The organism is Bdellovibrio sp. BIS2, assembly GCF_055398295.1.
In genome coordinates this window covers 47,856-73,288 of sequence record NZ_AP035879.1, presented here as the reverse complement: position 1 = coordinate 73,288, position 25,433 = coordinate 47,856, and the positions used below count along the sequence as shown (strand labels likewise).

General features: G+C 50.2%; 23 protein-coding genes and 1 tRNA gene. 6 read left to right on the top strand and 18 right to left on the bottom strand.

The genetic code is table 11. The annotated features are described in order from the left end of the window. Window positions 1-92: 92 nt before the first annotated feature. From ACZ520_RS00365 to ACZ520_RS00350, 4 genes are all read right to left on the bottom strand, one after another. A tRNA-Ser gene (locus ACZ520_RS00365) sits at window positions 93-182 on the bottom strand. Window positions 183-278: 96 nt separating this feature from the next. Beyond that, window positions 279-1,574 (bottom strand): serine--tRNA ligase, encoded by a 1,296-nt coding sequence (serS, locus tag ACZ520_RS00360; RefSeq protein WP_374031671.1) that lies wholly within the window; start codon window positions 1,572-1,574, stop codon window positions 279-281. A 31-nt stretch (window positions 1,575-1,605) separates the two neighbouring features. Continuing rightward, window positions 1,606-1,914 carry a hypothetical protein gene (locus tag ACZ520_RS00355; protein WP_088566685.1) on the bottom strand — a complete coding sequence of 103 codons (309 nt, stop codon included), beginning with the start codon at window positions 1,912-1,914 and terminating at the stop codon, window positions 1,606-1,608. 27 nt (window positions 1,915-1,941) lie between these two features. Beyond that, window positions 1,942-4,839, bottom strand: coding sequence for a tetratricopeptide repeat protein (locus ACZ520_RS00350; protein WP_464127005.1), 2,898 nt, complete (start codon window positions 4,837-4,839; stop codon window positions 1,942-1,944). Between the two features lie 260 nt (window positions 4,840-5,099). Between ACZ520_RS00350 and ACZ520_RS00345 the strand changes: the two genes are divergently transcribed. The 3 genes from ACZ520_RS00345 to ACZ520_RS00335 all read left to right on the top strand — a co-directional run bounded on the left by ACZ520_RS00345 (window position 5,100) and on the right by ACZ520_RS00335 (window position 7,471). Continuing rightward, window positions 5,100-5,498, top strand: coding sequence for a hypothetical protein (locus tag ACZ520_RS00345; RefSeq protein ID WP_011162695.1), 399 nt, complete (start codon window positions 5,100-5,102; stop codon window positions 5,496-5,498). A 142-nt stretch (window positions 5,499-5,640) separates the two neighbouring features. Beyond that, the gene (locus ACZ520_RS00340) at window positions 5,641-6,543 is read left to right on the top strand and encodes a polysaccharide deacetylase family protein (RefSeq protein WP_464127002.1); all 903 of its coding nucleotides are present in this window, start codon (window positions 5,641-5,643) and stop codon (window positions 6,541-6,543) included. Between the two features lie 133 nt (window positions 6,544-6,676). After that, a complete protein-coding gene (locus ACZ520_RS00335) occupies window positions 6,677-7,471 on the top strand; it encodes a trypsin-like serine peptidase (protein WP_416479700.1) in 795 nt (264 codons plus the stop codon). A 42-nt stretch (window positions 7,472-7,513) separates the two neighbouring features. Here ACZ520_RS00335 and murA read toward each other — a convergent pair whose 3' ends face one another. From murA to ACZ520_RS00315, 4 genes are all read right to left on the bottom strand, one after another. Continuing rightward, window positions 7,514-8,767 carry a UDP-N-acetylglucosamine 1-carboxyvinyltransferase gene (gene murA / locus ACZ520_RS00330; RefSeq protein ID WP_088566689.1) on the bottom strand — a complete coding sequence of 418 codons (1,254 nt, stop codon included), beginning with the start codon at window positions 8,765-8,767 and terminating at the stop codon, window positions 7,514-7,516. Further along, window positions 8,760-9,641, bottom strand: coding sequence for a peptide chain release factor N(5)-glutamine methyltransferase (prmC, locus tag ACZ520_RS00325; RefSeq protein ID WP_374034481.1), 882 nt, complete (start codon window positions 9,639-9,641; stop codon window positions 8,760-8,762). Before prmC ends, murA begins: the two co-directional genes overlap by 8 nt. Window positions 9,642-9,644: 3 nt before the next feature. Next, entirely contained in the window at window positions 9,645-10,718 is a 1,074-nt protein-coding gene (prfA, locus tag ACZ520_RS00320) for a peptide chain release factor 1 (RefSeq protein WP_088566691.1), read from the bottom strand. A gap of 138 nt (window positions 10,719-10,856) precedes the next feature. Further along, the gene (locus tag ACZ520_RS00315; RefSeq protein ID WP_011162689.1) at window positions 10,857-11,102 is read right to left on the bottom strand and encodes a type B 50S ribosomal protein L31; all 246 of its coding nucleotides are present in this window, start codon (window positions 11,100-11,102) and stop codon (window positions 10,857-10,859) included. A 334-nt stretch (window positions 11,103-11,436) separates the two neighbouring features. Between ACZ520_RS00315 and ACZ520_RS00310 the strand changes: the two genes are divergently transcribed. Continuing rightward, window positions 11,437-11,916, top strand: a complete 480-nt coding sequence (locus tag ACZ520_RS00310; RefSeq protein WP_464126998.1) for a hypothetical protein — start codon at window positions 11,437-11,439, stop codon at window positions 11,914-11,916. Between the two features lie 78 nt (window positions 11,917-11,994). Here the strand turns inward: ACZ520_RS00310 and rho are convergent, their stop codons facing one another. Further along, the gene (gene rho, locus ACZ520_RS00305; RefSeq protein WP_464126996.1) at window positions 11,995-13,740 is read right to left on the bottom strand and encodes a transcription termination factor Rho; all 1,746 of its coding nucleotides are present in this window, start codon (window positions 13,738-13,740) and stop codon (window positions 11,995-11,997) included. A 393-nt stretch (window positions 13,741-14,133) separates the two neighbouring features. On the opposite strand from rho, the gene ACZ520_RS00300 reads away from it, so the two are divergent. Beyond that, a complete protein-coding gene (locus ACZ520_RS00300) occupies window positions 14,134-14,502 on the top strand; it encodes a PilZ domain-containing protein (protein WP_011162686.1) in 369 nt (122 codons plus the stop codon). A gap of 68 nt (window positions 14,503-14,570) precedes the next feature. On the opposite strand, the gene ACZ520_RS00295 is transcribed toward ACZ520_RS00300, so the two are convergent. The 6 genes from ACZ520_RS00295 to gatC form a co-directional block, all read right to left on the bottom strand. Then, the gene (locus ACZ520_RS00295; protein ID WP_416479703.1) at window positions 14,571-15,923 is read right to left on the bottom strand and encodes an LPXTG cell wall anchor domain-containing protein; all 1,353 of its coding nucleotides are present in this window, start codon (window positions 15,921-15,923) and stop codon (window positions 14,571-14,573) included. Between the two features lie 113 nt (window positions 15,924-16,036). After that, on the bottom strand, window positions 16,037-16,462 hold the full coding sequence (locus ACZ520_RS00290; RefSeq protein WP_374031663.1) for a DUF192 domain-containing protein: 426 nt from the start codon (window positions 16,460-16,462) through the stop codon (window positions 16,037-16,039). Window positions 16,463-16,469: 7 nt separating this feature from the next. Then, window positions 16,470-17,384, bottom strand: a complete 915-nt coding sequence (locus tag ACZ520_RS00285; protein WP_088566696.1) for a Ppx/GppA phosphatase family protein — start codon at window positions 17,382-17,384, stop codon at window positions 16,470-16,472. A 14-nt stretch (window positions 17,385-17,398) separates the two neighbouring features. Further along, complete coding sequence (gene gatB / locus ACZ520_RS00280) at window positions 17,399-18,832, bottom strand: Asp-tRNA(Asn)/Glu-tRNA(Gln) amidotransferase subunit GatB (RefSeq protein ID WP_088566697.1); 1,434 nt, start codon at window positions 18,830-18,832, stop codon at window positions 17,399-17,401. Continuing rightward, on the bottom strand, window positions 18,822-20,294 hold the full coding sequence (gene gatA, locus ACZ520_RS00275) for an Asp-tRNA(Asn)/Glu-tRNA(Gln) amidotransferase subunit GatA (RefSeq protein ID WP_464126992.1): 1,473 nt from the start codon (window positions 20,292-20,294) through the stop codon (window positions 18,822-18,824). The genes gatB and gatA overlap by 11 nt, the downstream gene beginning before the upstream one ends. A 10-nt stretch (window positions 20,295-20,304) precedes the next feature. After that, window positions 20,305-20,586 carry an Asp-tRNA(Asn)/Glu-tRNA(Gln) amidotransferase subunit GatC gene (gatC, locus tag ACZ520_RS00270; RefSeq protein WP_088566699.1) on the bottom strand — a complete coding sequence of 94 codons (282 nt, stop codon included), beginning with the start codon at window positions 20,584-20,586 and terminating at the stop codon, window positions 20,305-20,307. Window positions 20,587-20,701: 115 nt separating this feature from the next. On the opposite strand from gatC, the gene ligA reads away from it, so the two are divergent. Beyond that, window positions 20,702-22,702, top strand: coding sequence for an NAD-dependent DNA ligase LigA (gene ligA / locus ACZ520_RS00265; RefSeq protein ID WP_374031660.1), 2,001 nt, complete (start codon window positions 20,702-20,704; stop codon window positions 22,700-22,702). Here the strand turns inward: ligA and ACZ520_RS00260 are convergent. The 3 genes from ACZ520_RS00260 to ACZ520_RS00250 form a co-directional block, all read right to left on the bottom strand. Next, window positions 22,699-23,616 carry a M12 family metallopeptidase gene (locus tag ACZ520_RS00260; protein ID WP_464126989.1) on the bottom strand — a complete coding sequence of 306 codons (918 nt, stop codon included), beginning with the start codon at window positions 23,614-23,616 and terminating at the stop codon, window positions 22,699-22,701. The genes ligA and ACZ520_RS00260 overlap by 4 nt on opposite strands. 107 nt (window positions 23,617-23,723) lie before the next feature. After that, window positions 23,724-23,918: a histone-like protein gene (locus tag ACZ520_RS00255; protein WP_011162677.1), complete on the bottom strand. Its 195-nt coding sequence runs from the start codon at window positions 23,916-23,918 to the stop codon at window positions 23,724-23,726. A 93-nt stretch (window positions 23,919-24,011) separates the two neighbouring features. Continuing rightward, window positions 24,012-25,433 carry a metallophosphoesterase gene (locus ACZ520_RS00250; protein WP_088566953.1) on the bottom strand — a complete coding sequence of 474 codons (1,422 nt, stop codon included), beginning with the start codon at window positions 25,431-25,433 and terminating at the stop codon, window positions 24,012-24,014.

Sequence of the window (25,433 nt, the reverse complement as noted above, 5' to 3'; positions counted from 1 at the left end):
GCCACTTTTGCGCACGGAAAAACTTGCTTTACTATGAATTAGGGAAAGAAATTAGAAATTGGAGCATTAGAGGATTTTTGCTAGGGCAAAAATGGCGGAGAGTGAGGGATTCGAACCCTCGAGCCCCGCGAAGGGCTGCCAGTTTTCAAGACTGGTGTATTCAACCGCTCTACCAACTCTCCGTCGACCGTTTTATGGGTTTTGACGAGAGTATTCAAGCAGTTGTTTCCATGACGCAGCATGAGGTCGCCGCCTCATGCTGCGTGGATTTAAAGGACTTACTTACGAATCTCGGTACGGCCGCCCATATAAGGCTGCAAAGCCTTTGGAATGCCCACGGAACCGTCTTCACGCTGGTAGTTTTCCAGGATGGCCACCAAGGTTCTTCCCACCGCCAAGGCAGAGCCGTTCAGGGTGTGAACGAACTGAGGTTTACCACCCGCACTGCGGAAACGAATGTTAGCGCGACGAGCCTGGAAATCTTCGAAGTTAGAGCAAGAGCTGATCTCACGATACGCATTCTGACCCGGCAACCATACTTCCAGATCATAAGTTTTCGCAGATCCAAAGCCCATGTCCCCGGTGCACAGAAGCACACGACGGAACGGAAGCTCCAGATCCATCAGGATCTGTTCAGCGTGGGAGGTCAATGCCTCGTGAACTTCATGGGACTTGTCCGGATGAGCAAACACCATCAATTCAACCTTGTCGAACTGGTGCTGACGAATCAGACCTTTGGTGTCGCGACCCGCTGAACCCGCTTCAGAACGGAAGCACGGAGAATACGCACAGAAGCTTTGTGGCAGATCTTTTTCATCCAGGATCTCATTGTTGTAGTAATTCGTCACCGGCACTTCTGCGGTTGGAATCAGATACAAGTCTGAACCTTCCAGATGGAATACGTCCTCTTTGAATTTCGGGAAGTTCCCGGTGCCCAGCAAGCTGTTGCTGTTCACCATAAACGGCGGAATCATTTCGGTGTAACCATGTTTCATGGAGTGTTTGTCCATCATGAACTGGATCAGCGCGCGCTCCATTTGCGCCGCCGCCCCTTTCAGGAAGGCAAAACGAGTTCCGGTGGTTTTACCCGCACGCTCGAAATCAATAATGTTCAGCGCTTCACCCAGTTCCCAGTGTTCTTTCGCTTTAAAAGAAAACTGGGTCGGAGTACCAACAACTTTGATCTCTTTATTGTCTTTTTCAGAAGAACCCACTGGCACAGAAGAGTGCGGCTTGTTCGGAATCACCAACGCCAGGTTCGTCACCTGCTGGTCGGCTTCCGCAGCCTTGGCTTCAAGCTCTTTCACCTGGGTTTTCAGAACGTCGACTTCCGCCAAGATAGCAGAAGCATCGCCGCCTTCGCGTTTGATTTTACCAATCTCGCCGCTCAGTTTGTTTTGATTGGCTTTGGCCGTTTCTGCCAGAGTGATCAGTTCTTTACGCTTTTTATTAAGCTCCATGATTTGCTCAAGAACTTCGGTCGAAGCACCACGATTAACAAGACCCTGCTTGTATTCATCATAGTAAGAAGTTCCGTTTTCAGCTTTTTTCTCAAGAAGTTTAATATCAATCATCTCAACGTCCTTTTAACAACTAACGCCCCAATTAAGGTGCGACCAATATATACATGCGCAGAAGCATCGCCACAAGCACACAGATCAAATCAAAAATTAAAATCTGACCAATGCTCCAGTTCGCCAGCAGTTTCATGATAACGGCCACAACCACCACCATGACAAAGAGCAGGGCAAATGTTCCGTACCCCACCAGCTCCTGGCCGATCAGGGCCAGCGTCAACCCCAGGAGCAATCCTGTGATCAATCGCAAACTGATATGAAAAAGTGAGATTGTTGAAGACTTCACGCCCTCTTGTGCGCTGGAGGCAAGTCCTCTCATTTTATCGCCGATTCCCATGGCTTAAATTCCTTCCGTTGTCCGTCCCTAGTTGCCCAGTCTCATGATTTTCGCTTCTATTTCAGCACGATCCAAAGCATTTGGCGAGAGGCCAAGATATTTATTGTAGGCCTGCGCCGCAGAGCGGGTGTCGCCCTTCATTTCGTAAATGGCCCCTTGCTCCCGGTAGATTTCCGCATAACCGCTTTCTCGGGCTGATGCCAGGGCCAGCATGTCTTCAGCCACATCCAAGGATCCCGACTGACGGTAACACTGGGCGGACTTGACGTAAATATCCGCCCCTTGCGGACGAAGCTTCATGGCGGTGGAGTACTCTGCCGCACATTCGGCATACTGCCGGCGGGCCGTGAACACTTCCGCCGCCAGAATATAGGAATCAGCCACGTTCGGATTCAGCTTTTTTTCGGATTTGGAGGCTTCCAAAGCCGTCGCAAAATCCCCCGAAGCAAACGCCGCCTTGCCAATGTAATAGTGCGTGCGCGGGTAGTTGGCGTTCAGACGCTGCACCCGTTTAAACTGCTGGATGGCCTCCTCAAAACGGCTGGTTTCCAGATACAGTTTGCCGGCCTGGAACAAAGCCTCCCCATCGGTGGGATCCAAAACGGCGGCACTTAAGAACGCCTTCAAGGCTTTGTCATTCAGACCCAAAGCCTTTTCACTTTCACCCAGCCCCAGCCATGCTTTTTTATTGCGCGGATCTGCCTCGGCGACCTTTTCATAAATATCCTTGGCCTGGCTGTAGCGGTCTTCGGATTTATATACTTCCGCCAAAGCGATTCGATAGTCCAAGGTGTAGGAGAAGCGTTTGATCAGTTCGTTTAGATAAGTGATCCCGGAATCCACCCCGTTGGTTTGCGCCAGCATCTTGGCATAGGTGATCTGCGCTTCGGGATTGGTGGCATCAATTTCCACCGCCTTGGTGGCATAGCGGATCGCATCTTTAGATGCATTTTCCTTACGCTCAATTTCCTTTTTGTTGATCGGCATGATCGAGCGGGCGAGCAGTCCGTTGGCTTTGGCCAACAAAATATATGTATCAATGTCCCCGTCATAGGCCTTCGCCGCACGCAGAGCATAGTTCACAGTGCCCGGCATGTTGTTTTTGCGGAACTCCAACTGCGCCAATCCCCGCAAAACTTCATAGTTGTTTGGCGCAATTCTCATGGCGTTGGTCAGGATCTGCAAAGCCCCGACAAAGTCAAAACGCTGGGACATATAATCAGCCTGAAGCACATACGCGGACACCAGCTTCGGTTCGGCCTTGATCGCTTTATTCAACCACTCAATGGCTTCAAAGCTTTGATTCAGTTGCCACAAGGCCTTGGCCGCCTTCATGGCCGCGGTTCCGTTTTTAGGATCTGCCTCAAAAGCCGCTTTGAATTCAGCCTGCGCTGCCAGGAAGTCCCCTTGGCGCACGTACTGGTCACCCAAGTACAGCAATTCATTGTTACGGCCTTTTTCGCCCTTCACCTTGTCAGTACCCCCCAGACGAATCACCAACTGACGAAGCTCGCCGTTGTTGGGATTCAGTCCGAAGGCTTTCTGTGCGACTTCCAGGGCTTTCTTTTTCTCACCACGCAAGACAAAGATTTCAGCCAAAGCGCCGTAACCTTCCGCCTCAATCAAAGAGGGGATGCGCCCCTTGGATTCCAAACCGGAATTCAAGAAAGCATAGGCGGTGTCAGATTTTTTAAAGCCATGGTATTCCACGATACCGGCAAAGACTTTGGCTTCTTTGTGCTTTGGATTTTTCGTCAGAACATTTCTCAGAATTCCCGCAGCCGAGGTGAAATCACCCTGATGATAAAGCGCCTGGGCCAAAGCCACCTGCGGATGCAGCCACTTTTCCCAAAGCTGCGCGGCTTTTTCATAGTAAGGCACGGCATTCACGTAATCTTTTTCACCCGCCAAAAGCTCGGCTTTGAAATCATAAAGCACCGGAAGCAAAGAAAACGGCTCAGAGCCTTCCAGCGTGGCCTCGATGGTTCCTTTGGCTTCTTTGTATCGGCCCGCCGTCATCAGCTTCACGGATTCACACACCTGACCAAACGGGCTGATCACGTTCAAGGCCCGGGTCGCTTGCGTGATTCCGGCGATGGTTTTAATATCCTGCGCATCCTGAACCGCGAACGGCCACAGCTCATAGTACACCACACAAAGCAGAGCGCGCACTTCGATGTTCATCGGCGCACCCTCAACAATGCTGACCAGTTTGTTCTGGGCTGCGACGTAGGATTCAAAAGTGTCCTGCTCCATCGCAAAAAGGGCTTCATTCAGTTTTTCTTTGATCTGCTGGTCTGAAAGCGTGGCCGTGGATTTTCCTGGCGCCAAAAGATGAATCTTGGAACCATCCGCAGGCCCGCTATCCCACAACAAGAACACGCCCAGAACAATCACCACCATTAAAATCAAGGCGGGGATTTTCAGGGATTTGGCGATCTCGCCTTTTTCCATGTTTTTGATATTGGAAAGTTCAATCACGGAATCAGACTTGGATTCCCTCGAGCTGACCGAGGCGATCTTCTGCGCTGGCGGAACATAGGCCGGTGTATCCAGCACATCAATTTGTTGCAGCAGCGGTTTTTGCGGCTGAACGTTGGCGAAGCTTTCCGGCGAAGGGGTGCTGCCGGTGTTCGTGTTGTTGCGCGGAGCTTTCGGCGCCTGCACGATCACGGTTTCAGCTTCCATCTTCTGGGCTTTTTTCGGATCGACGTCAACGACGCCTTCCAGGGCTTCCAGAAGTTTGTCATAGAACGCTGGCTCTTTGGAAATCAGCGTCCACTGGCCATCGGGAAGTTTAGAAATCATCTCCTGACCGGAAAAGACACCCTCACCAATCATCTTAAGAATGGCTTCGGTGGAGTAAGGTCCTTTGACCTGACCTTTTCTAGTTTTAACAACCCAAGTGACCTGAATGCGTGACATAGACACCTGATTATACAAAGGTTTTTTGACAAAGGTTACGACCCTCATGGGGGTGTCTCAAGGTCTGTGCTTTAGTCAAGGAAGCTGGTTCCAGAATAGAACCTAAAACCCATTATGGAATTACCCCTGGTTCCGATTTGAGTGCCTAAGTCGAGCCTGGCCGACCTCAAATCGAATTAAATGCACTTTCAGGACTGTCTCATATTGGCACACGGTTTGCTTTATAGGACATCGTAAGTTCGTGATTTGGGGAGTAAGTAGTGATTCGTAACGCTTTGATTGCAGCATACATCTTGGTAGTACTGGCGATTTCCGCGGTAGCGCGTGCTGGTGTTTTGCCAAACAATGCAATGGGCGAAGAAGTCGGTGTTTCCGATCTTCAAAACTACAACTTCAAAACTCACACAGGTGAAATCGTGGCTTTGGCTGACGGCTCTCTCGTTTTGGCGATGGCTGACCAGCAAACATTCTTCCTTTTGAAGTCACAAATCGACCTGACTCCTTACATTGGTTTTAAAGTTATGATGAGCGGTATTGAACTTGAACATCAACTTGCTCCCAATTTTGAGCTGGAAACTGTGGACCCCCTCCCTGGTTTCGGCTTCGGGAACAAAACGGTCGTCTTCTTTGTGTTTGGTATCAGCGAGGTTACTCAGTAATCTCAATCATGAGTCTCAGCCCCATCCCCTCCGCGGGCTGAGACTGTTTTTTTCTCTTAAAAAGGCCTGCGGATCCCCCTCCTTGCAGGCCTTTTCTTTTTTTAAAGTTCAAAAAATCGAAGTTAAGTGCCATGGTTGATTTATGAAATCACTCATCGCTGTTTTTGCAATCCTGATCATTCCCGGCTTCGCACAGTCCACCGAAGTTGCCATCACCATGGACGACTTTAATGTGCATGAAGAAACCCACCTTCCTGCGGAAAAAAGAAACGAAGCCATCTTAGCGGCCCTGAAAAAACATAAAATCAAAGCCGCCCTTTTTGTGACGTGCAAACACCTGAAATCCCCGCGGGACGAAAAGCTGCTGGTGGAATGGTCCGACCAGGGCCACCTGATCGGCAATCACACCGTGAACCACAAGCGCTTCGACGCCAAGGTCAGTGTCAGTGACGAGATTGCCGAAATCCAGCAATGCGATGAGCAGCTGAAATCCCAGAAGAACTTTGAAAAGATCTTCCGCTTCCCGATGCTGGCAGAAGGGGACACCGCCGAAAAGCGCGATGCGGTTCGCGACTGGATGAAGAAGAACTCCTATCGCAATGGACACGTGACCATTGATGCTTCGGACTGGTATGTGGACCGCCGCCTGCGCGACAAACTTGCCACCGATCCTGATTTTGATCTTTCCAAATTCCGCGATTTTTACCTGCAGCACATGTGGGACCGCGCCCAGTATTACAATGATCTTTCCAAAAAAGTCCTGGGCCATGAGGTGAAGCACACTTTACTGGTTCACTATAATCTGGTGAATGCGCTTTTCCTGGATGATCTGATTGCGATGTTTAAAAAACGCGGCTGGAAAGTGATCGATGCAAAAAAAGCCTTCAAAGATCCAGTCTTCACAAAGCTTCCCAACAGCATGCCTTCAGGACAAAGCCTGATCTGGGCGCTGGCGAAAGAAAGCGGAAAGCTCGAAGGTGAACTTCGTTATCCGGGTGAAAACGACACCTATGAAAAAGAAAAAATGGATGCTCTGGGTTTGTAAATCCACTTTCTGTTTCTGCTAGTTTTTGGAACGCATGTGTTTACGCAGCCAATGGTTGCAGCAGTGATCTTTGTTTTGATTTGTTGTTGGTTGTCCCATTAGATCTTTCAAAATTTTTTAGAAAGGTCTTTCAATGAAGTTCATTGTTTCTCTTTTACTTGCTTCCACCTTCTCGTCTTTGGCTCACGCTGAAATCTGCGGCGGCACTGATGATCGCGCTCTTTCTTTCGACAGCAAGGTCGGCCGCCTGGTTAAAGAAGGCGCCACTCAAGGCTGCACAGTGACTTTGGTCAGTGACAACTGTGTTGTGACGGTGGGGGCGTGCGCTTTGGACCGTGACTATGTCGAATTCAACGTTCCGGTATCCGTTGCCGGTGTCGCGCAGAAGTCTTCCCTGGAAGACCGTTACTATGTAGAAAAAGGCACGGAACGCCACAAAGCGGACGGCATTGGACATCAGTGGGCTGTACTAAGACTGAAACCCAACGAAGTGACTGGCAAAAATGCAGGGGCTGTTCAGGGCTTCTATCATATAGCGACGAAGAAATCCCAGAACAATGATCCTATTCGGGTGGTCAGCTATGGCTACGCCTTGAATGATCTTTATGACATCAAACACGGTGAAATGCCGGCCAATTCCAATCCGGAACAGATGCATTTTGCGCAGCAAGTGTCCCATGGAAAACTTGTGAAAGCGGGCATCTTCCTGATTCCTGAAATCATCGAACACGATGCCGACACTTCATATGGCAGTTGGGGCGCACCGGTGATCAACGAAAAGACCAATGAACTTGTCGGGATCAACACTCACGGCGGTTGCCGCGCCCAGTATGTCGTGAAGGCGGGGGCTCGCTACACGAACTCTGGAACCTCCATCACCGGATCTTCCGCATTCAGTAAAGCCATCAAAGCCTGTGTGGGGAAATAGTTCGCAGAAATAAAAAAGGCTCCGTGAAGGAGCCTTTTTTTCTTATTCAATTCTTCTGATCTTCGCACCCAGGGAGGAAAGCTTGTCTTCAAGCTTTTCGTATCCACGATCCAGGTGATAGATGCGGCTGACAACGGTTTCACCGGAAGCCACCAGGCCCGCCAGAACCAACGAGGCACTGGCGCGCAAGTCCGTTGCCATCACCGGCGCACCGGTCAACTGACCAGGGCTGCCACGAACAACGGCCACACGGGTTTTCGGCGTGATATCCGCGCCCAGACGGCAAAGCTCGGTCACGTGCATGAAGCGGTTTTCAAAAACAGTTTCAGTGATAACACTGGTCCCGTGAGCAACCGTCATCAATGCCATGAACTGCGCCTGAAGATCTGTCGGGAACAATGGGTGAGGAGCCGTGGTGATATCCACCGCCTCCCACTTGTCACAAGGGAAGACCGTCATGGTGTCTTTCGTTGTTTCGATCTTAAAACCCGCTTCGCGCATTTTCAGAATCAATGCTTCCAGATGAGCCGGCACACACTTCGTCACCGTCACTTGACCTTTGGTGATCGCGCCGGCAATCAGCAAAGTTCCCGCTTCAATACGATCAGGCATGATGGAATGTTTTGCAGGCGTCAGTTTTGCCACGCCTTCAATACGAATCACGCTGGTCCCATGACCCGTGATCTTGGCACCCATCTTGTTCAGGTATTCAGCCAGATCAACGATCTCAGGCTCTTTCGCCGCGTTTTCAAGAACCGTCACACCGTCAGCAAGAGTCGCTGCCATCATCACGTTCTCAGTTCCACCCACGGTCACTGTTTCAAACAGGAAAGTTCCACCTTTTAGTTTCGGGGAACCTGCGTGAACATAACCTTCTTTTTGCGTGATTGTTGCGCCCAGGGCTCTGAAACCGTCCAAATGCAAATCAATAGGACGACTTCCGATGGCACAACCACCCGGCTGGGAAACAACCGCTTCACCGTATTTTGCCAGCATCGGGCCCATGCACAGGAAGCTTGCGCGCATCTTGCGAACCAGATCGTAAGACGCTTCAAAAGAAGAAGGCTTGTTCACAGTAACGTGAAATTCATCACCCACCCACTTTGTTTCACAGCCCAGGCTGTTTAAAAGTTCAGAAGTGGATTCGATATCCTTCAGTTTCGGCATATTGGTGAAGACGTGGTTGCCTTCAGCAAGAAGAGTCGAAAACAAAATTGGCAGAGCAGCGTTCTTTGCACCACTCGTAGCGACAGTACCTTTTAGTGGGCCATTGCCCATGACGACCATTTTATCCATGTGTTTCTCCGCGGATGACTCTATCATGCCCAGAAAGATCTTTGATGACACTGATTTCGTTAAATATTTTTAAGCTTTCATAGGCCTGCTTCATCGCCGGTCCCTGACTCATTCCCATTTCCATCAACATCAAGCCCGGTGTCTTCAGGTAGGGGGCGAAAGCTTTGGACCATCCCTTTAGTAGGGCCAGGCCGCTATCTTCGGCATACAAAGCCGAGTTGGGTTCAAACTTCTTAACGTTTTCTTCCACCTGCGGGTCATCCGAAGCGATGTACGGAGGATTGGAAACCAACACATCAATCCCGCTTTGTCCGGTGAAGTCCTTGTATGCCGACATGATGGCTTCCACATTTCCCGCATCCAGGTTTAGGAATTGAACCCGATCAGCCACTTCCAGCGCCTGCGCATTTCTTTGAGCAACCTCAATGGCCCCCGGAAGCAGGTCCACGGCGATCAGCTTGGCGTTTGGATATTCCTTCAAAAGGCTCAATCCAATGCACCCCGAACCACATCCCAGGTCAATAAGACCCAAGGATGCTTCTTTGTCCGAAGCCCACGCCAGAACATCTTCCACAATGTGTTCAGTTTCCGGGCGCGGGATCAGCACCTGGTTGTTCACCTCGAAACGGTGATTGAAGAAATCACGATAACCCAGAATGTAGGCCACCGGCTCTCCGGAAGCGCGACGGCGGACCAGTTCACGCAGAACGGCCAGCTCTTCATCCTTCATCGGCTGATCAAAGCGCAAATAAAGCTGAATGCGTTCCAGCTTCAGCCCGTGGGCCAAAAGCAGTTCCGCATCCAAACGTGGAGTATCGATTTTTTTGTCTTTGAAGAAAGCTGTGGTTTTATCGAGTATTTCTTTTAGTTTCATTCATTAAGCAGAGACTTGTTTTTTAAGTGCCTCTGCTTGGAAGTTAGCAATGAGTGGATCAATCAGCAACTCAAATGAACCGCTCATAACCTGATCCAGTTGGTGGATCGTCAAACCGATGCGGTGATCGGTGATACGGGTCTGAGGGAAGTTGTAGGTGCGGATGCGCTCAGAACGATCGCCTGTACCGATCTGCTCCAGGCGGACATCGGACGCCTCTTTACGGGCCTTTTCGTCCTCAATCTGCTGCAGTTTTGCGTAAAGGATCTGGAAAGCACGCTCACGGTTCGTGGACTGTGATTTACCTTCCTGACATTTAACGTCGATACCTGTCGGCAAATGCACGACACGAACCGCGGATTCAGTTCTGTTCACCGACTGACCGCCGGAGCCCTGAGAACGCATGGTCTCAATACGCACGTCAGACATCGGGATCTTGATTTCCGAAACTTCAACCTCTGGGATCACCGCCACTGTCACAGTGGACGTGTGGATACGACCCGCGGCTTCCGTTTTAGGAACACGCTGAACGCGGTGAACGCCGGATTCGTATTTCAGTTTACTAAAGACGGAATCGCCCGTGACACTGGCGATGATCTCTTTGGCTCCGCCGGCATTGCCTTCAGAGAAAGAAATCATCTCCACCTTCCACCCTTGAGTGGAGGCATAGTGAACATAACCACGGAACAATTCATCAGCGAACAAAGCCGCTTCATCCCCACCGGCACCGGCACGAATCTCAAGAATGGTATTCTTGTCGTCGTTCGGATCTTTGGGAATCAGGGCGATTTTAAGCTGTTGTTCAAGCTCAGGCAGCTCAGCTTCAAGCTCTTTCACCTCTTCACGGATCAGTTCACGCATTTCTGCATCCTGTTCCGCAGTCAGAAGCTCTTTGCTGGCTTTCAGGTTTTCAGTTTTCTTGCGATAGTCGCGATAAACCAGAACGATCTTTTCCAGATTGCCCAGTTCTTTCATCAAAGCACGGTATTGCGTCTGATTAGAGGCAATGTCCGGTCTTTGAAGAGCCATATTGACTTCTTCGTAACGAGATTCGACTGCATCTAACTTCGAGAACATGGCTGAGGCTCCTGGATCTATTGATAGGTCTGATAAATCATGCTGATCGGGATTGGGACCATCGCTGAAAACGAAAATGCGGTTCGAAGATTGAACCGCATTTCATACAAGAACGTCCTCCGAACGGAGGTCTGAAATTTACTTCTTGCCGTAACGTTTTTTGAAACGATCGATACGACCTTCAGTATCCATCACACGTTGCTTACCAGTGAAGAACGGGTGAGATGCAGAAGAGATCTCAACTTTGATTAGTGGATATTCTTTACCATCTTCCCATTTAACAGTTTCGGAAGAGTGCAGAGTAGATGTTCCCAAGAAACTGAAGTCGCAAGAGATATCTTTAAATACAACAGTATTTACTTTTGGGTGTAGGTTTTGTTTCATGACCTGATTCCTTCTAAATAATTTAACCTATGGGTCTTAAGCTGTAAGGATGTAACATACTGACTACCCCGTGTCGAGCAGAAATCGCTGCTTTTTTTAGCAACAGATCCGCCGACCATGGCCATCCTTGGTTTCGTTAATATTTAATAATAACGTATATTTAAGATATATCATGACCAACCCCAGATGAACCTCGGGGGCTCCCGCCAACGCCAGGAAAACCAGACCTCCCCGAAGCTGACAGCCCCTTGTATTTTGCCTTCGCCCCTGACGGAATCTTGAGAGCCACCCCGGGCGCACCTACCCTTGAGCCACTATAACAAGGAGGAATTCCATGAAGTTTCTGATCCCTTTTGCGGCCGTTTTAACCCTGTCTCATGTGGCATCGGCCGAAAGCATCTATTGCACCTTCACTGAACCTTTTATTTCCGTGTCCTATAACTCCGACACCAACAAGGTGAAAGTCTCCACTCCGGATCAGGGCTCGGTTGAGCTGACCGGTAAAGTGACTTTTGATAAAGGCGGCCTGATCCATATCACCTCTGAAGGCTTAAACCACAAGCTGACGGTGAATACGACCAAAGAGGGCTCCGACGGAATGTCCGACTTCGTCTATCCGTTTGAAGGTGTCATCAACACCGATCAGATCTATGGCGGTTGTGAAACCGATACTTTGAAAAAAACCGAACCCACTCCAGAGCCAGAGCCCCAACCCCAACCAGAACCCCAACCAGAACCCCAACCAGAACCCCAGCCACAGCCTCAGCCGCAACCTCAACCGCAGCCCGAGCCTCAACCACAACCCAATCCATAAATAAAAAAGGGAGTCTCATCGACTCCCTTCCTCATAACCTCAAATTTCCAATCTCCAATATCCAGGGCTAAGCAAAGCTTAGCCTGGTCCAGACATCGCCTTCAGGAAGTCGGTGTTTGTTTTCGTGCCTTCAACTTTATCGATCAGGAATTCCATCGCGTCGATAACGTTCATTGGCGCCAAAACTTTTCTCAGGATCCACAGACGGTTCAAGTCTGCTTTATCAACCAACAGGTCCTCTTTACGAGTGCCGGATTTGTTGATGTCCATGCAAGGGAAGATACGTTTTTCCATCAGCTTGCGATCCAGGTGGATCTCGGCGTTACCAGTACCTTTGAATTCCTCGAAGATAACCTCATCCATACGGGAACCCGTATCGATCAAAGCCGTCGCGATGATAGTCAAAGATCCGCCCTCTTCGATGTTACGAGCCGCACCGAAGAAACGTTTTGGTTTGTGAAGGGCGTTGGAGTCCACACCACCAGACAGGATTTTTCCAGAAGGCGGAACAACCGTGTTGTAAGCGCGCGCCAGACGAGTTATGGAATCCAAAAGGATGACAACGTCGTGTTTGTGTTCAACCAGACGTTTTGCTTTTTCAATAACCATCTCGGCAACCTGAACGTGACGAGTTGGTGGCTCATCGAACGTGGACGATACAACTTCACCTTTTACGGTACGTTGCATGTCGGTCACCTCTTCCGGACGTTCATCGATCAGAAGAACGATCAATTTCACTTCCGGATGATTGTGCGTGATCGCATTGGCAATTTGCTGCATCAAAACGGTTTTACCCGTTCTTGGTGGCGCCACGATCAAGGCACGCTGACCTTTACCCAACGGAGCCATCAAGTCCACAACACGCGTGGTGTATTCACCAGGGCTGTGTTCCAGCTTCAGGCGCTCGTTAGGATAAAGCGGCGTCAAGTTGTCGAACAGGATCTTGTCTTTGCCTTTTTCAGTGGTCTCGAAGTTCAGAGAATCCACTTTCAACAATGCAAAGTAACGCTCGCCATCTTTCGGCGGGCGCACTGTTCCCGTCACCGTATCACCGGTTCTTAGACCGAAGCGACGGATCTGGGATGGGGAAACATAGATATCATCCGGACCTGGAAGATAGTTGTAATCCGGAGAACGCAGGAAACCGTAACCGTCCGGAAGGATTTCCAGAACGCCAGAACCATAAATGTCCTGACCCAGTTTCGCGGCACGCTTCAAAATTTCGAAGATCATGTCCTGACGGCGAAGACCGGCAGCGTTTTCGATTTTCAGTTTGTTCGCAAGCTCTGTTAGCTGCGTGATGTTTTTTGATTTCAAATCCTTGGAGGACAACCAGCTCTTTTCCTCGTCGGTCAAAGAAATGTCCGCCAAATCCACGTCCTGAACCTGAGCTGGCATCACCGAGTGAGCGTCATCACCCATCGGCTGGGCTTCATCGCGGCCACGGTCATGACGGAAGTCACGGCGCTGATTGTTGCCGCGATCGTTTCTGTGACCACCACGATCATTTCTGTCACCACGATCCCCACGGTCGTTGCGGTCAGCGCGGTCATTGCGATCCCCACGATCACGATTGTCGCGATTGTGCGGGCGGAATTCACGGCGTTGCTGATTTTGTTGAGGTCTGTCCTGGCGAGGTTCCTGACCGGCTGGAGCGGCAGGGGCAGTTTCAGTGGCTTGTGGCGCAACGGGTGCGGCTTCGGCTGCAGGTGCTGGGGAAGCTTCGGCAGCTGCTGGAGCAGAGGTTTCTTCAGTAGTACTCTTCGCAGTGCGGGTACGTTTTTTTACCACCTCAACGCCTTGTTGATCTTTAGGTTCAGACAAACAAATTCTCCTTGTAGGGATTTAAATCAGAAAAAAGAGCGATATATATAGGAAGCCGATCCGACTGGATTCGTACTTATTCGTTATGACCCCACTGTCCTTGAGCCGCCCCCCGCTTGTCAACAGCAAAACTCCCGGGGGCCCCTTTGTAAGCTGATTGTTTCAGGGTGAAACAGGGTCGAGGAAACAGAAAGTTGTTCATAATGACTGGAAACTTAACAGTTTTTTTGTTTTCTAAAAGTGAAGCCATTTCAGGTGTTTAAATATGAGCCTGGGAAGGTCCGGTTTTCAAAATTTTAACCTGAAATTTCAAAAATCACCCCGACCCCCTATTAATTTTTGGTAAGTAATACCGAAAGGATAGTATCCAAATTTAAGCACAAGGAGTCTGACGTGGAGGACACATATACAGTTCCGGCACCAAGAACCCCTCTTAACCTCGAGGTGTCTTTTAAGCGCAATTACGCGCGCGAAGAGACCAAAGGCACGCTTAAGAATATCAGCATCACGGGAGCCTTTTTAGAGTTTGAGGGCGGAGAAGTTCGCGCCAACGAAAAACTAAACCTGGTCATTATCGTGGCCGGTCGTGAGCGCAAGATCGCCGCTCATGTGATCTGGACCAACTCTGTTGGGGTCGGCGTGAAGTTCATGCCGGTGAACAACCGTGACGTTCAGATTGTCGATGACCTGATCTATTTCGTGGAAAACTCCCGAAACGATCGCCGGTCCGTAATGGATACGATCTTTAAAAAAGTCGGATAAGATCCGGAAAAACAAAAAGAGCGAGTGAAAACTCGCTCTTTTATTTTTTGGAGGACCCGGGAACCTGATTATGTTCCTACGTGGGTGTTGTCCATAGCCTGCTGTTCAAGCTCTTTCTGTTTTCTTTTCTTTCTCATCACAATCAGCACTGCCAAACCTGCGGCTGCCAGACCAACAACTGCCAAAGCCATTGTTGTGTCGTTATCCATGCCGGTCGGAGCTTCTTCAGCCACTTGCGGAGCCGGAGGATTGATTGCTTCCACTGGTGGTGGTGGTGGTGGCGCCATGTCCTGAGCCATGTCTGGCGGCGGAGGAGGCGGAGCCATATCACCCGCTTGCTCCATCGGAGGCGGTGGGATGTCCATCTGAGCCTGCTGAGCCATTGGATCTTCCGGCATTGGTGGAGCCGGGATTTCTTCCGCAGGAGCCGCAGGCATATTGCCAGCCACTTCCTGGTGCGGTTGTTCCATCGCAGGTTGCGCCGGAGCCGGAGCCGCAGCAACCGCGCCGCCTCTCCAGTAACGAAGCTCTGTACCTTCAGCGATATTGCCTTTGGAGTCTACAGAGTTAGAGGACCAAACCTCTTTCCATGCGTTGTCATAACCCAGAAGGTCTTTGGAAACTTTTCTGATGTTGTCACCGGCTTTAGCCACGTAAGTCTCAGGCGCAATGCCGTTGTCTTCGTAGTAAGTGATCATGCGGGCAGAGTCATCCGGACGATTTGGAGAATTGTAGTAAACCTTGTCACCAGCGCGAACGTCGCGGGAATTGAATGTCGGGTTGCCTTTTTTCAGTTCCTTGCGCTTGTCAGCGCCATAGATCATCTGGCTGATACCTTTCAAAGTGTCACCCGGGCGAGCGAAGTAAACTGTATTGAACCAGGTGCCGCCGGCCTTCCAAGGAGTTGTTGCAACTTTTTGCAATGGAGCGCTGGCTTTCTTCGGAGCTTCCGAAGAGGAATCAACCACTGTCGTGGAGGATTCAGTCACAGTGGAACTTTCAAAGACAGAGTTGGAGGAAGTGTCCGTCGTCGTTGTTGTTTCAGCTACAGAAGTTGTTGGAGCTGGAACATCGGCAGCAGGAGCTTCTGCGAACGGGTCGGCTGGCAAAGTTTCAGTGGTCGTCGCGACATCGGTCTGTTCTGTGGTAGCCTGATCATCACCCAGAGTCGTTTCAGCAGTTGTGGTTGTTGTTTCAGTGGTTGTTGTGGTTTCGCCCAGAGCATCTTCTGGCAGTTGGTCGCTGGCCAAAGAGTCATCACCGGCAATTTCAAGGGCGTCATCACCTTCTAGTTTTTCAAGGTCTGCGGAATCGAAGTCGGAAGCAACTTCAGCGTCTGCTTGGCTATCTTTAGACGTACAGCTTGTTACTTGGAATGCCAGACCTAGGCACGCTAGTAAGATAACGAGTTTTTTCATCATGTATTCATCCTTGATTGATGCCACGAAACATACTGTTTCAGTTAAGCGTTATTAACAATCTAAGCACAAGATCGAAGTCATGCAAACACTAAGAAAATCACTGGACTTTTGATCTAGTGGATCTTGAGTTTGGAACCCATCTTTATTTTATTTTTATCGAACCAACCTTTGTTCATTTCAAGCGCATACTTCGCAGGTTGTGCACTGGCATAAGACGGCAAGGCCGAGTCCGGAACACCTTTCCCGGACTTCATTTCCTTCACATCGATCAAGGTCAGACTTTTGTCGAAGTAGCCAATGGACAGATCTATTAATGTGTTCTTCATCCAGAAGAATCGGGTTTCCTCATTTTTAAATATAAAGAGCATTCCTTCATCTTCACCCATCTGCGAGCGGAACATCAGGCCGCGCTCATGCTGATCAGGTGTCTCGGCCACCTCCACGACAAAGGTCTTGGAGCCCAGAGTGACTTTCTTTTTTGAAAATTCCTTGGCCGCAAAGGACTGCGGAAGCAGGACCAGGAACAATCCTGCAAACATGACAAACTTAGCGAGCGTAGAACATTTCCAGCGCAACACCATAACGAACCCCTTTGGTCGTAACAACCATACCTTCCAAATTTAAAGCTTCCACCACTGCCAGCAGGATCGAGGCCCCCGCAAAGATAATATCCGCTCGGCCGCCCAGATGGTACTTGGTCTTTTTTTCTTCGACGGTGGTACGGGCAAATTCCTCCACCCAATGGGCCAGACGGTCTTTCTTCAAAAAGAAACCATCCACTTTCTTTTCATCAAAGCCACCGACCTCGATCGCAACCAGCGCTGTGGGTGTTCCCGCAACAGCCACGATCTGATCAATCTTGTGCTTTGTAATTTCTGGCAAAATTGTCGCCAGTTGTTCCTGAATATAGGCTTCCAAGGGCTTGCGATCCTTTTCGATCACCGGCTGGGTTGTGACAAACTTTTCCGTCAGGCGAACACCCCCGATGTCAAGACTGTGGCCGTACAGGATATCAGCGCCCTTGCCAACGATCAGTTCGGTGGAGCCACCGCCAACGTCCACCACCAGGGAAGTCACATTCGGATCGGTGCCACCGGCAGTCCCGCCCAGATAAGTGATTCTTGCTTCATCCTCGCCAGGAATAATTTCAATCGGAATTCCCAGCTCTTCGCCAATACGAAAGAGCTCCTGACCATTACGCGCATCTCGCGCGGCCGAGGTCGCCATCGCCAGAATCTGATCGACATGCTCAGAATCGATTTCTTTTTTAAATTCCGTCAGACACTGGCGGGCCCGGGCCAAGGCATCGGGATGGAATTCGCCGGTCTGACCAACCCCCTGACCCAAACGCACAACCTGCATCAAATCACGATGCACCTTTTTGATTCCGTCTTTGTCGCCTGAAGCAATCAGACACAGAAAAGTGTTCGTTCCCAGATCAAGTGCTGCAACTTTCTTCATTTCTTTATCCTGTCCTATTTCAACTTTTCCTGAAGGATCTTATTTACCAGTTCCGGATTGGCCTGCCCCTTGGAGGCCTTCATCACCGCGCCGACAAAGAAGCCAAAAAGGTTTTTCTTTTTGCCGGACTTGTGATCTTCGACGGTCTGCGCGTTAGCCGCCAGCACTTCATCCACCAGTTTTTCAATGGCGGCGGGGTCCGAGATCTGCACCAGTCCTTTTTCCTTCATGATGACTTCCGGATCTTTTCCGGAGTCCCACATTTCCTGGAAGATGGTTTTGGCAATCTTACCGGAAATTGTGCCCTTGTCGATCATCGCGATCATTTTGCCCAACTGCGCCGGTTTGATGGGGGATTCTTTGATGTTCTTGTTGGCGGAATTCAATTCACGCAAAAGCTCTGTCATAATCCAGTTCGAGGACGCCTTGAAATTTCTGGATTCTTTCGCTGTGTCCTCATAGAAATCCGCCAGATCTTTTTCCGTGGTCAGCACGGCGGCATCGAGCTCTGGCAATGCGTGCTGTTCCTGAAAGCGCTTCGCGCGGGCAATCGGAAGCTCCGGAAGTTCTTTTTTGTACTTTTCAATGATGTCGTCAGTAACTATCACCGGCAGCAGATCCGGATCCGGAAAATAACGATAGTCTTGCGCATCTTCTTTGGCGCGCATTGAGAACGTGCGGTTCTTGTCCGGATCCCACAAACGGGTTTCCTGAATGATTTTTTCACCGCGCTCGACACAGTCAATCTGACGTTCAATTTCATATTCAATCGCTTTTTCCACAAAGCGGAACGAGTTGATGTTTTTGATTTCGACTTTGGTTCCGAACTGAGTAGCGCCCTCTTTGCGGACCGAAACGTTACAGTCACAGCGCAAAGAGCCTTCTTCCAGGTTTCCGTCACACACATCCAAGTACCGCACAATCTGACGGATCGTGCGTGCGTATTCGGCGGCTTCCTGAGGAGTGCGCATGTCAGGACCCGAGACCACCTCCAGCAGTGGAATGCCGGCCCGGTTGTAATTGATCAAAGTGTATTCGCCGTGGTGATTGGATTTTCCAGCGTCTTCTTCCATGTGTGCGCGGGTGATGGAAACAGTTTTTTCTTTTCCTTCCACCTTAAAGGTGATGGAGCCGTTTTCACAGATCGGCTGATCGTACTGGGAAATCTGATAGCCTTTTGGAAGATCCGGATAAAAATAGTTCTTTCTGGCAAAAACAGATTTACGACGGATGTCACAACCCAGAGCAAGGCCCGTTTTGATCGAGTACTCAACCACTTTGCTATTTAGAACCGGCAGGGTGCCGGGCATGCCCACGCTGACGGGTGACGTGTTTTCATTGTCACCGGCATCAAAGGTGGTTGCTTCCGAGCTGAAGATTTTTGTCCTGGTGCTTAGCTGCACGTGGATCTCAATGCCTATGACAGCTTCATAGCCTCTAGATGACATGGGGATGTTTTCCTTTCACCAAAGAGGCGCTCTCCAGTGCATAAGCCACATTCAGCATTTTTTGTTCTTCAAAGTGACCTGCCGTCAGTTGAATGCCGATGGGAAGACCGCTTTGAGATTGCCCGAAGGGAACACTCATTCCCGGAAGCCCGGCCAGATTTGTTGAAGTGGTGAAGATGTCATTCAGATACATCGCCAGCGGATCAGAAACCCGCTCGCCAATCTTGAAGGCGGGCGCGGTGGTCACGGGACTCAGGATGACATCACATTTTTTGAAGGCTTCCAGATATTGTTGCATGATCAGGCGGCGCACCTGACCGGCTTTATTGTAAAATGCATCATAGTAACCACTGGAAAGGCAGTAGGTTCCCAGCATGATACGACGTTTGACCTCGGCCCCAAAGGCCTGCCCGCGGGTCTGACTGTAGAATTCTTCCAAATCCACAGCTGACAGATTTTTAAATTCCGCGCGGTATCCATATTTCACGCCGTCATAGCGGGAAAGATTCGACGATGCCTCACTGGCGGCCACCAGATAATACACCGGCACGGCAAACTCGGTCATGGGAACAGAGACTTCAACAATCTCAGCACCCAGTTGTTTCAATGTATCCACCGAGTTTTCCACAGTCTTTTGCACGTCTGGATGCAAATTTCCAGTCATGTATTCTTTCATCAGACCGATCTTCATGCCTTTCACATCGGCTTTCAGATTCTGACTCCAGGCGGGGACTTTTTTCTGTGCGGTGGTGGAATCCTGCGGGTCAAATCCGGAAATCACTTCCAAGGTCAAAGCCGCATCCTTCACCGAACTTACCATGGGGCCTGCCTGATCCAGCGAAGACGCATAAGCAATGATGCCATAGCGGCTAACACGGCCGTAAGTGGGTTTTACCCCGACAATGCCACAGAAGCTGGCGGGCTGACGAATCGAGCCGCCCGTATCAGTTCCCAAAGTTCCCGCCACCAGACGTGAAGCCTGCGCGGCCGCCGAGCCTCCGGAAGATCCGCCCGGCACTCGCTCCAGATCCCACGGATTTTTCACCACTCCGTGGAAAGACGTTTCGTTGGATGAACCCATGGCAAATTCGTCCTGGTTCAGTTTTCCCATCACCACGATGCCGGATTTTTTTAGGCGCGCCACCGCTGTGGCGTCATAAGGGGGAACAAAGTTTTCCAGAATCTTGCTTCCGGCCGTGGTCGTAAGACCCTTGGTACAAAACATCTCTTTGATTCCAAAGGGAACACCCGCCAACAGACCGACATCCTCGCCCTTGGCAATACGTGCATCCAAGGCCTCGGCGTCCTGAACCGCGACAGGATTCAGGGAAGTGAAGGCATTCAGTTTCGGGTTCAAAGACTCAATGCGCTTACGGAAATGCTGTGCCACTTCCTTGGCACTGACCTTGCGAGTTTTGACGGCTTCAGCAATTTCCGAAATAGAGGCAAATGTTAAATCCACAATCAACCTCCTAAACAACCGGGGGAACTTTAAAAAGATTGCCGGCACGATCCGGAGCATTGCCAGTCATTTCGTCGGCCGTGAATTCCTGACTGACAACATCTTCGCGCCAGTAAGCCTCAATTTCCGTTGGGGTCACCAAAGGTTCTATTCCGGCAGTGTTGATTTTTGAAATCTGCTCAAAGTGGGTCAGGGCCTTGGCCAGCTGGGTGCTGTATTCCTGGGCTTCTTCATCCGTCACATGCAGGCGGGCAAGTTTGGCAATCGTTTCGATCGTCTTTTTGTCAATCACCGGAAGCTCCTCTCGGTCTATCGACAACTACGCTATTACAAACTATCTTCAGAGTCATCTTTTGCCCAATGCGTTTGATGGTGACTGGACCTCAGAGATAGGTGCAAATTGTTCTATGTCCAAAAAACGTCATGAAGAGCTCAAAAAGATCATTTCCGAACACGACCACAACTATCATGTTCTGGATAAGCCCATCATTACAGATTACGAATACGATCAGCTCTTCAACGAACTTTTGGAGCTGGAAAAAAACCCCAAAGGTCTGGACCTCAGCGATTCACCTTCACAAAGAGTGGGCGGAACAGTTCTGGAGGGCTTTGCCAAAGCCCAGCACCGTTTGCCGATGCTTTCGCTGGCCAATAGTTATTCTCCGGAAGATATTTTCGAGTTCGACGAACGGGTCCGCAAGTTTCTCAACACCGAAGATCCCGTGGAATACCTGTGTGAGCTAAAATTTGACGGCCTTTCCATGGAACTCATCTATGAAAAAGGCCAGTTCATTCGCGCCATCACCCGTGGCGACGGCACCGTGGGTGAAGACGTCACCCACAACATCAAGACCATCAAGAGCATTCCACTAAAGCTTGCTCATAAAAACCCACCCGAGCTTTTGGAAGTGCGCGGGGAAGTTCTGATGTTTAAAGAAGACTTCGCCAAGCTGAATGAAACTCAGCAGGAAAATGGTCAACAGACTTTTGCCAATCCCCGCAATGCCGCGGCTGGCACCGTTCGCCAACTGGACTCCAAAATCGCGGCCTCACGTCCGCTGCGTTTCTTTGGATATGCCCTGGGTGCGGTGGAAGGGGAAACCTTCAACACCCAAAAGAACATCCAGGAATACTTCAGTGCTCACGGCATCCCGACGGTTCTTCCCTATAAAGAAGAACTGCTGGTGGTGGCCAAGGGACCGGAAGAGGTTGTGAAGTACTATCACCACATTGAAAAGGTTCGTCCAAAACTTCCCTTTGATATCGATGGTGTGGTGATCAAGGTCAATTCCTTGCGCCTGCAGGATGATCTGGGGCTGGTGGCCAGAAGTCCCAGATGGGCCACCGCCGCGAAATTCAAACCGGAACAGGCCCAAACCACCGTCGAAGACATTGTCGTCCAGGTGGGCCGCACGGGGGCACTGACTCCGGTGGCCATCATGAAGCCCGTGAAAGTCGGCGGCGTCACGGTCACCAATGCAACTTTACACAATCAGGATGAGATCACCCGCAAGGACATTCGCATCGGCGACACCGTGATCATTCAGCGTGCCGGCGACGTGATCCCGGAAATCGTGGAAGTTGTAAATCCTGACAAGCGCCCTGCGGACCGTTTGCCTTATTCGATTCCTGAAAACTGTCCGGCGTGCGGTTCCGTCGCCGTGAAAGCCGAGGGCGAAGTGGTCACCCGCTGTGTGAATCCACTGTGTATCGCTGTGGTGAAAGAATCCCTGAAACACTTCGTGGCCCGAAGAGCGATGAATATCGACAAAGTGGGTGATCGTCTGATTGAAACCTTGGTCGACAACAAATTGCTGACCAGCTTTTCGGATTTTTACCGTCTGACAAAAGAACAGATTCTTTCTTTGGATCGTCAGGGTGACAAGTCTGCTGACAACATTATCAAGTCTATTGAAAACAGTAAAAACCCGACGCTGGCGCGTTTCATCTTCGCGCTGGGAATTCGCTTCGTGGGTGAACAAACCGGAAAACATCTGGCCGATCACTTCCTGACGATTGATAAGTTCCTGGCCGCGACGGAGGAAGAACTGCTGCTGGTGCCGGAAATCGGCGCCAAGGTCGCCAAATCCATTCGCGACTGGACAGGCAATCCAAAGCTTGTCGATGAGGTGTATGCGATGATGGACCTCGGTGTGAAAATCGCAGGACCCGTGCGCGCGCAAGAGGGTTCCCTTTCAGGGATGAGCTTCCTGATCACCGGAACTTTGCCGGTGAAGCGTGATGACGCCAAAGATCTGATCGAGAAAAACGGCGGAAAAATTCTGGGCTCGGTTTCATCCAAGCTGAATTATCTGGTCGTGGGTGATGATCCCGGATCAAAAGTGGAAAAAGCTCAAGGCCTGGGTGTGAAGATCATCTCTTGGGATGAACTGCAGGCCATGATTTAGTTTTTGCCGTAAACCTGCACAAGGCGCTGGATGTCTCCGGCGCTCAGGGCCGCGCTGGGGGCCAGTTGCGCTTCGGTTTTTGATTTCAGAGTCACTCCGCCATTTTTACTGAAAGCTGTCGGTTGATACAGCGTGACCGATTCAAAGTCGAACGACGAAGCCCCGCTTAAGACCATCAATGACGCCGGGAACAGTTCAAAATTGTGTTTGTACTTTTCCTGAATATTGTCCCACATCACTTCAACAAACCGGTCCCGATCGCTGCGATTCTGTTCGTGGATAAACCCCAGGGCGTGCATGATCTCGTGGGTGATCTCAGTGACACCGCAGCCTGAGGAAATCCACAGGGGCTGCTTGCCACCGACTTTTCCCAGATAGGATTTACACCCCGAACCGGCTTCAAACACCAGAACATCTTCCTGATGGTTGTAAGGAACAAACTTAATTGGAGTTTCCACAAACTCGGCAATAGCCTGAATGATTTCTGACTTGTTGGGCACATCATCCTGGATATGAAACGGCACCACGCCGTTTTCCCACAACTGGACGCTTTCCAGGGCGACACTGCCACGGAGCTTGGCGCTGCGGGGAACTCCAATCACGATGTCTTCGTTTACGACAGCCACACCGTCTTGCACCACATAAGTCAGTTCATTTTTGACTGACGGCTCATCATGCGGGGAAGCTGGCTCCTCGAAGGGAACACTTTCACCGGCCGGTTCCGCAGTTTTCAACTCAAAGGCTGCGGCAACTTCACTGGGGGCGGAATCGGATGCAGATTCCAAGTCAGCCGGCTCCTGGCTTGCCGCCACAGGGGGCTTGTGAACATCAGGGTCTTCAGACGGTTTGAGCCATAGAAAGCAGGCAACAACAGCGGCAAGAACAAGAAGGGCAGGCACGGCTTTTTTGATCATTAAAACTCCGGGGGAATTTTTCTGTCGTAAAAAATGCAAAACCCACGGTTTCAGGGCCGTGGGTTTTAAAATTGAACCAATGCTGAACGAATTTTCGTTCGACCGAATTAAAGGTGGTCGATAACGATATCGCGAGCCATTACGGTTTTACGACCGTCAGCTTTTGCAGATTCAACGCCTTTCAAGCACAGTTGCTCAATGGCTTTACTGAGTACGTCAATAGTCTCAGCAGATGTGTTCATTTGACCTTTTTCTTTGATCAGTTTTTTAACTTTGCTTGTTACTACAAGTACTTCTGCCATGATATACCTCTCCATCCATGTTAATCGAACAGATAAAAGGTTTGCATAGGGTCCTGTGAATGACAATATGAAATCTTCTTGCGGCGCACTAATTTAAGAGCGCCCCGGGTTCATTAACAGCTCCGCTTTTCCATCCACGAACTTGAAAAGCTCTGCCTGACGGGCTCCGGCTTCACCCGGGGATATCCACACGAACGTCTTTTGATCCAACGGCTTGGTGCATTCCACATCCAAAAAGGCCGGCGACCAGCACCCGCTGTTCAGGTGTTCGACCGATCCGATCATTTCATGACGGGTGTGATGAGTGTGCCCGTAAACTATGCGATTCACTTTAGTGATTGCACTGGTCATAGCCAGAACACGGTCATCGGGTTCTTTGTAGCCAGACACGAGGGAGGTCACCGATTTGCTGTAAAATAAGAAGAACGGCAACAGCAGGAACAACGGAATGAAAGCCCAGAAGAATGAGATTTCATAAATGGCCCGGACAACGATCATCAGTTGGAAGATCAGATAGAACGCCACGAAAATAATAAATGCCCGATCCAGCCACAGCTCTCGCGCCAGCAGAAAGGGATTGCTGGCCGCCGGAGCCACAAAGAGCTCTTTCAGCTCACGCACCATGCGGGGTTCTGCGTTCGACTTTTCGGCTATCAAAGACACGCGGTCTTCAATCTTTAAAGGATTTCTCATCGGAGCCGCCAGACGATCATAGAACGAGTGAAGTAGCGTCAGCACCGAACCCCAGAACCAAGTCAGCACCAGACCCGGCTGCGCACGCAGCATGTATTTCACAAAGAACTTAATGTACTGCGGAATACTCATGATGTAATTACTGTCCACATGCGGGTTGAAGAAACCCATTCCGTTCATCAGATAACGGCAAGCCAGATTCCCAAAGGGAAGTTTCAACGAAACAAAATTGTAACCACGAACAAACGGATTGATCGGGTCCTCACACATGCAATATGGATCGTACTGATTGCCGTGTTCGATCAGCGTGTCTTGATTGCTGATGTAGAACCACTCGACAAAGCGCACCTGCTGCTTCTTGTCTTCCGGCAAGTTCAGGTGACGATAAATTTCAGCCTGCACTTCCGGGAAGTGAAGTTCCAGATCGTGATTGCCGATGACAAAGACCGCACGGTTGCCACGCAGGACAAACTCACGCAAAGCACGCACCCAGTCGGCGTGATCTTTCAGGATCACCTCAATTTTAAAACGAGAGCGCTCTTCGATCGGAAAAAGACCGCGGCGCTTTTCAAGACCACTGACATGAAAGACCGGCTCATCCGGCAAACGCAGCACACTGTCAAAATCGAAGATGTCACCATTCAAAACAAGCTCAACGGATGCTCCTTGCGCCTTTTCCTCGCAGTTCTTCAGAAACACTTCAAACGTGTCATCAAAGAAGAACTGACGTGTCTTAAATTTCTTCCACAACGGGAAGCGCAGGTTCACCGGTTCAGCTTCACACAAATGCAAATCACTGATGATCGCAGTGTGCGACGCCAT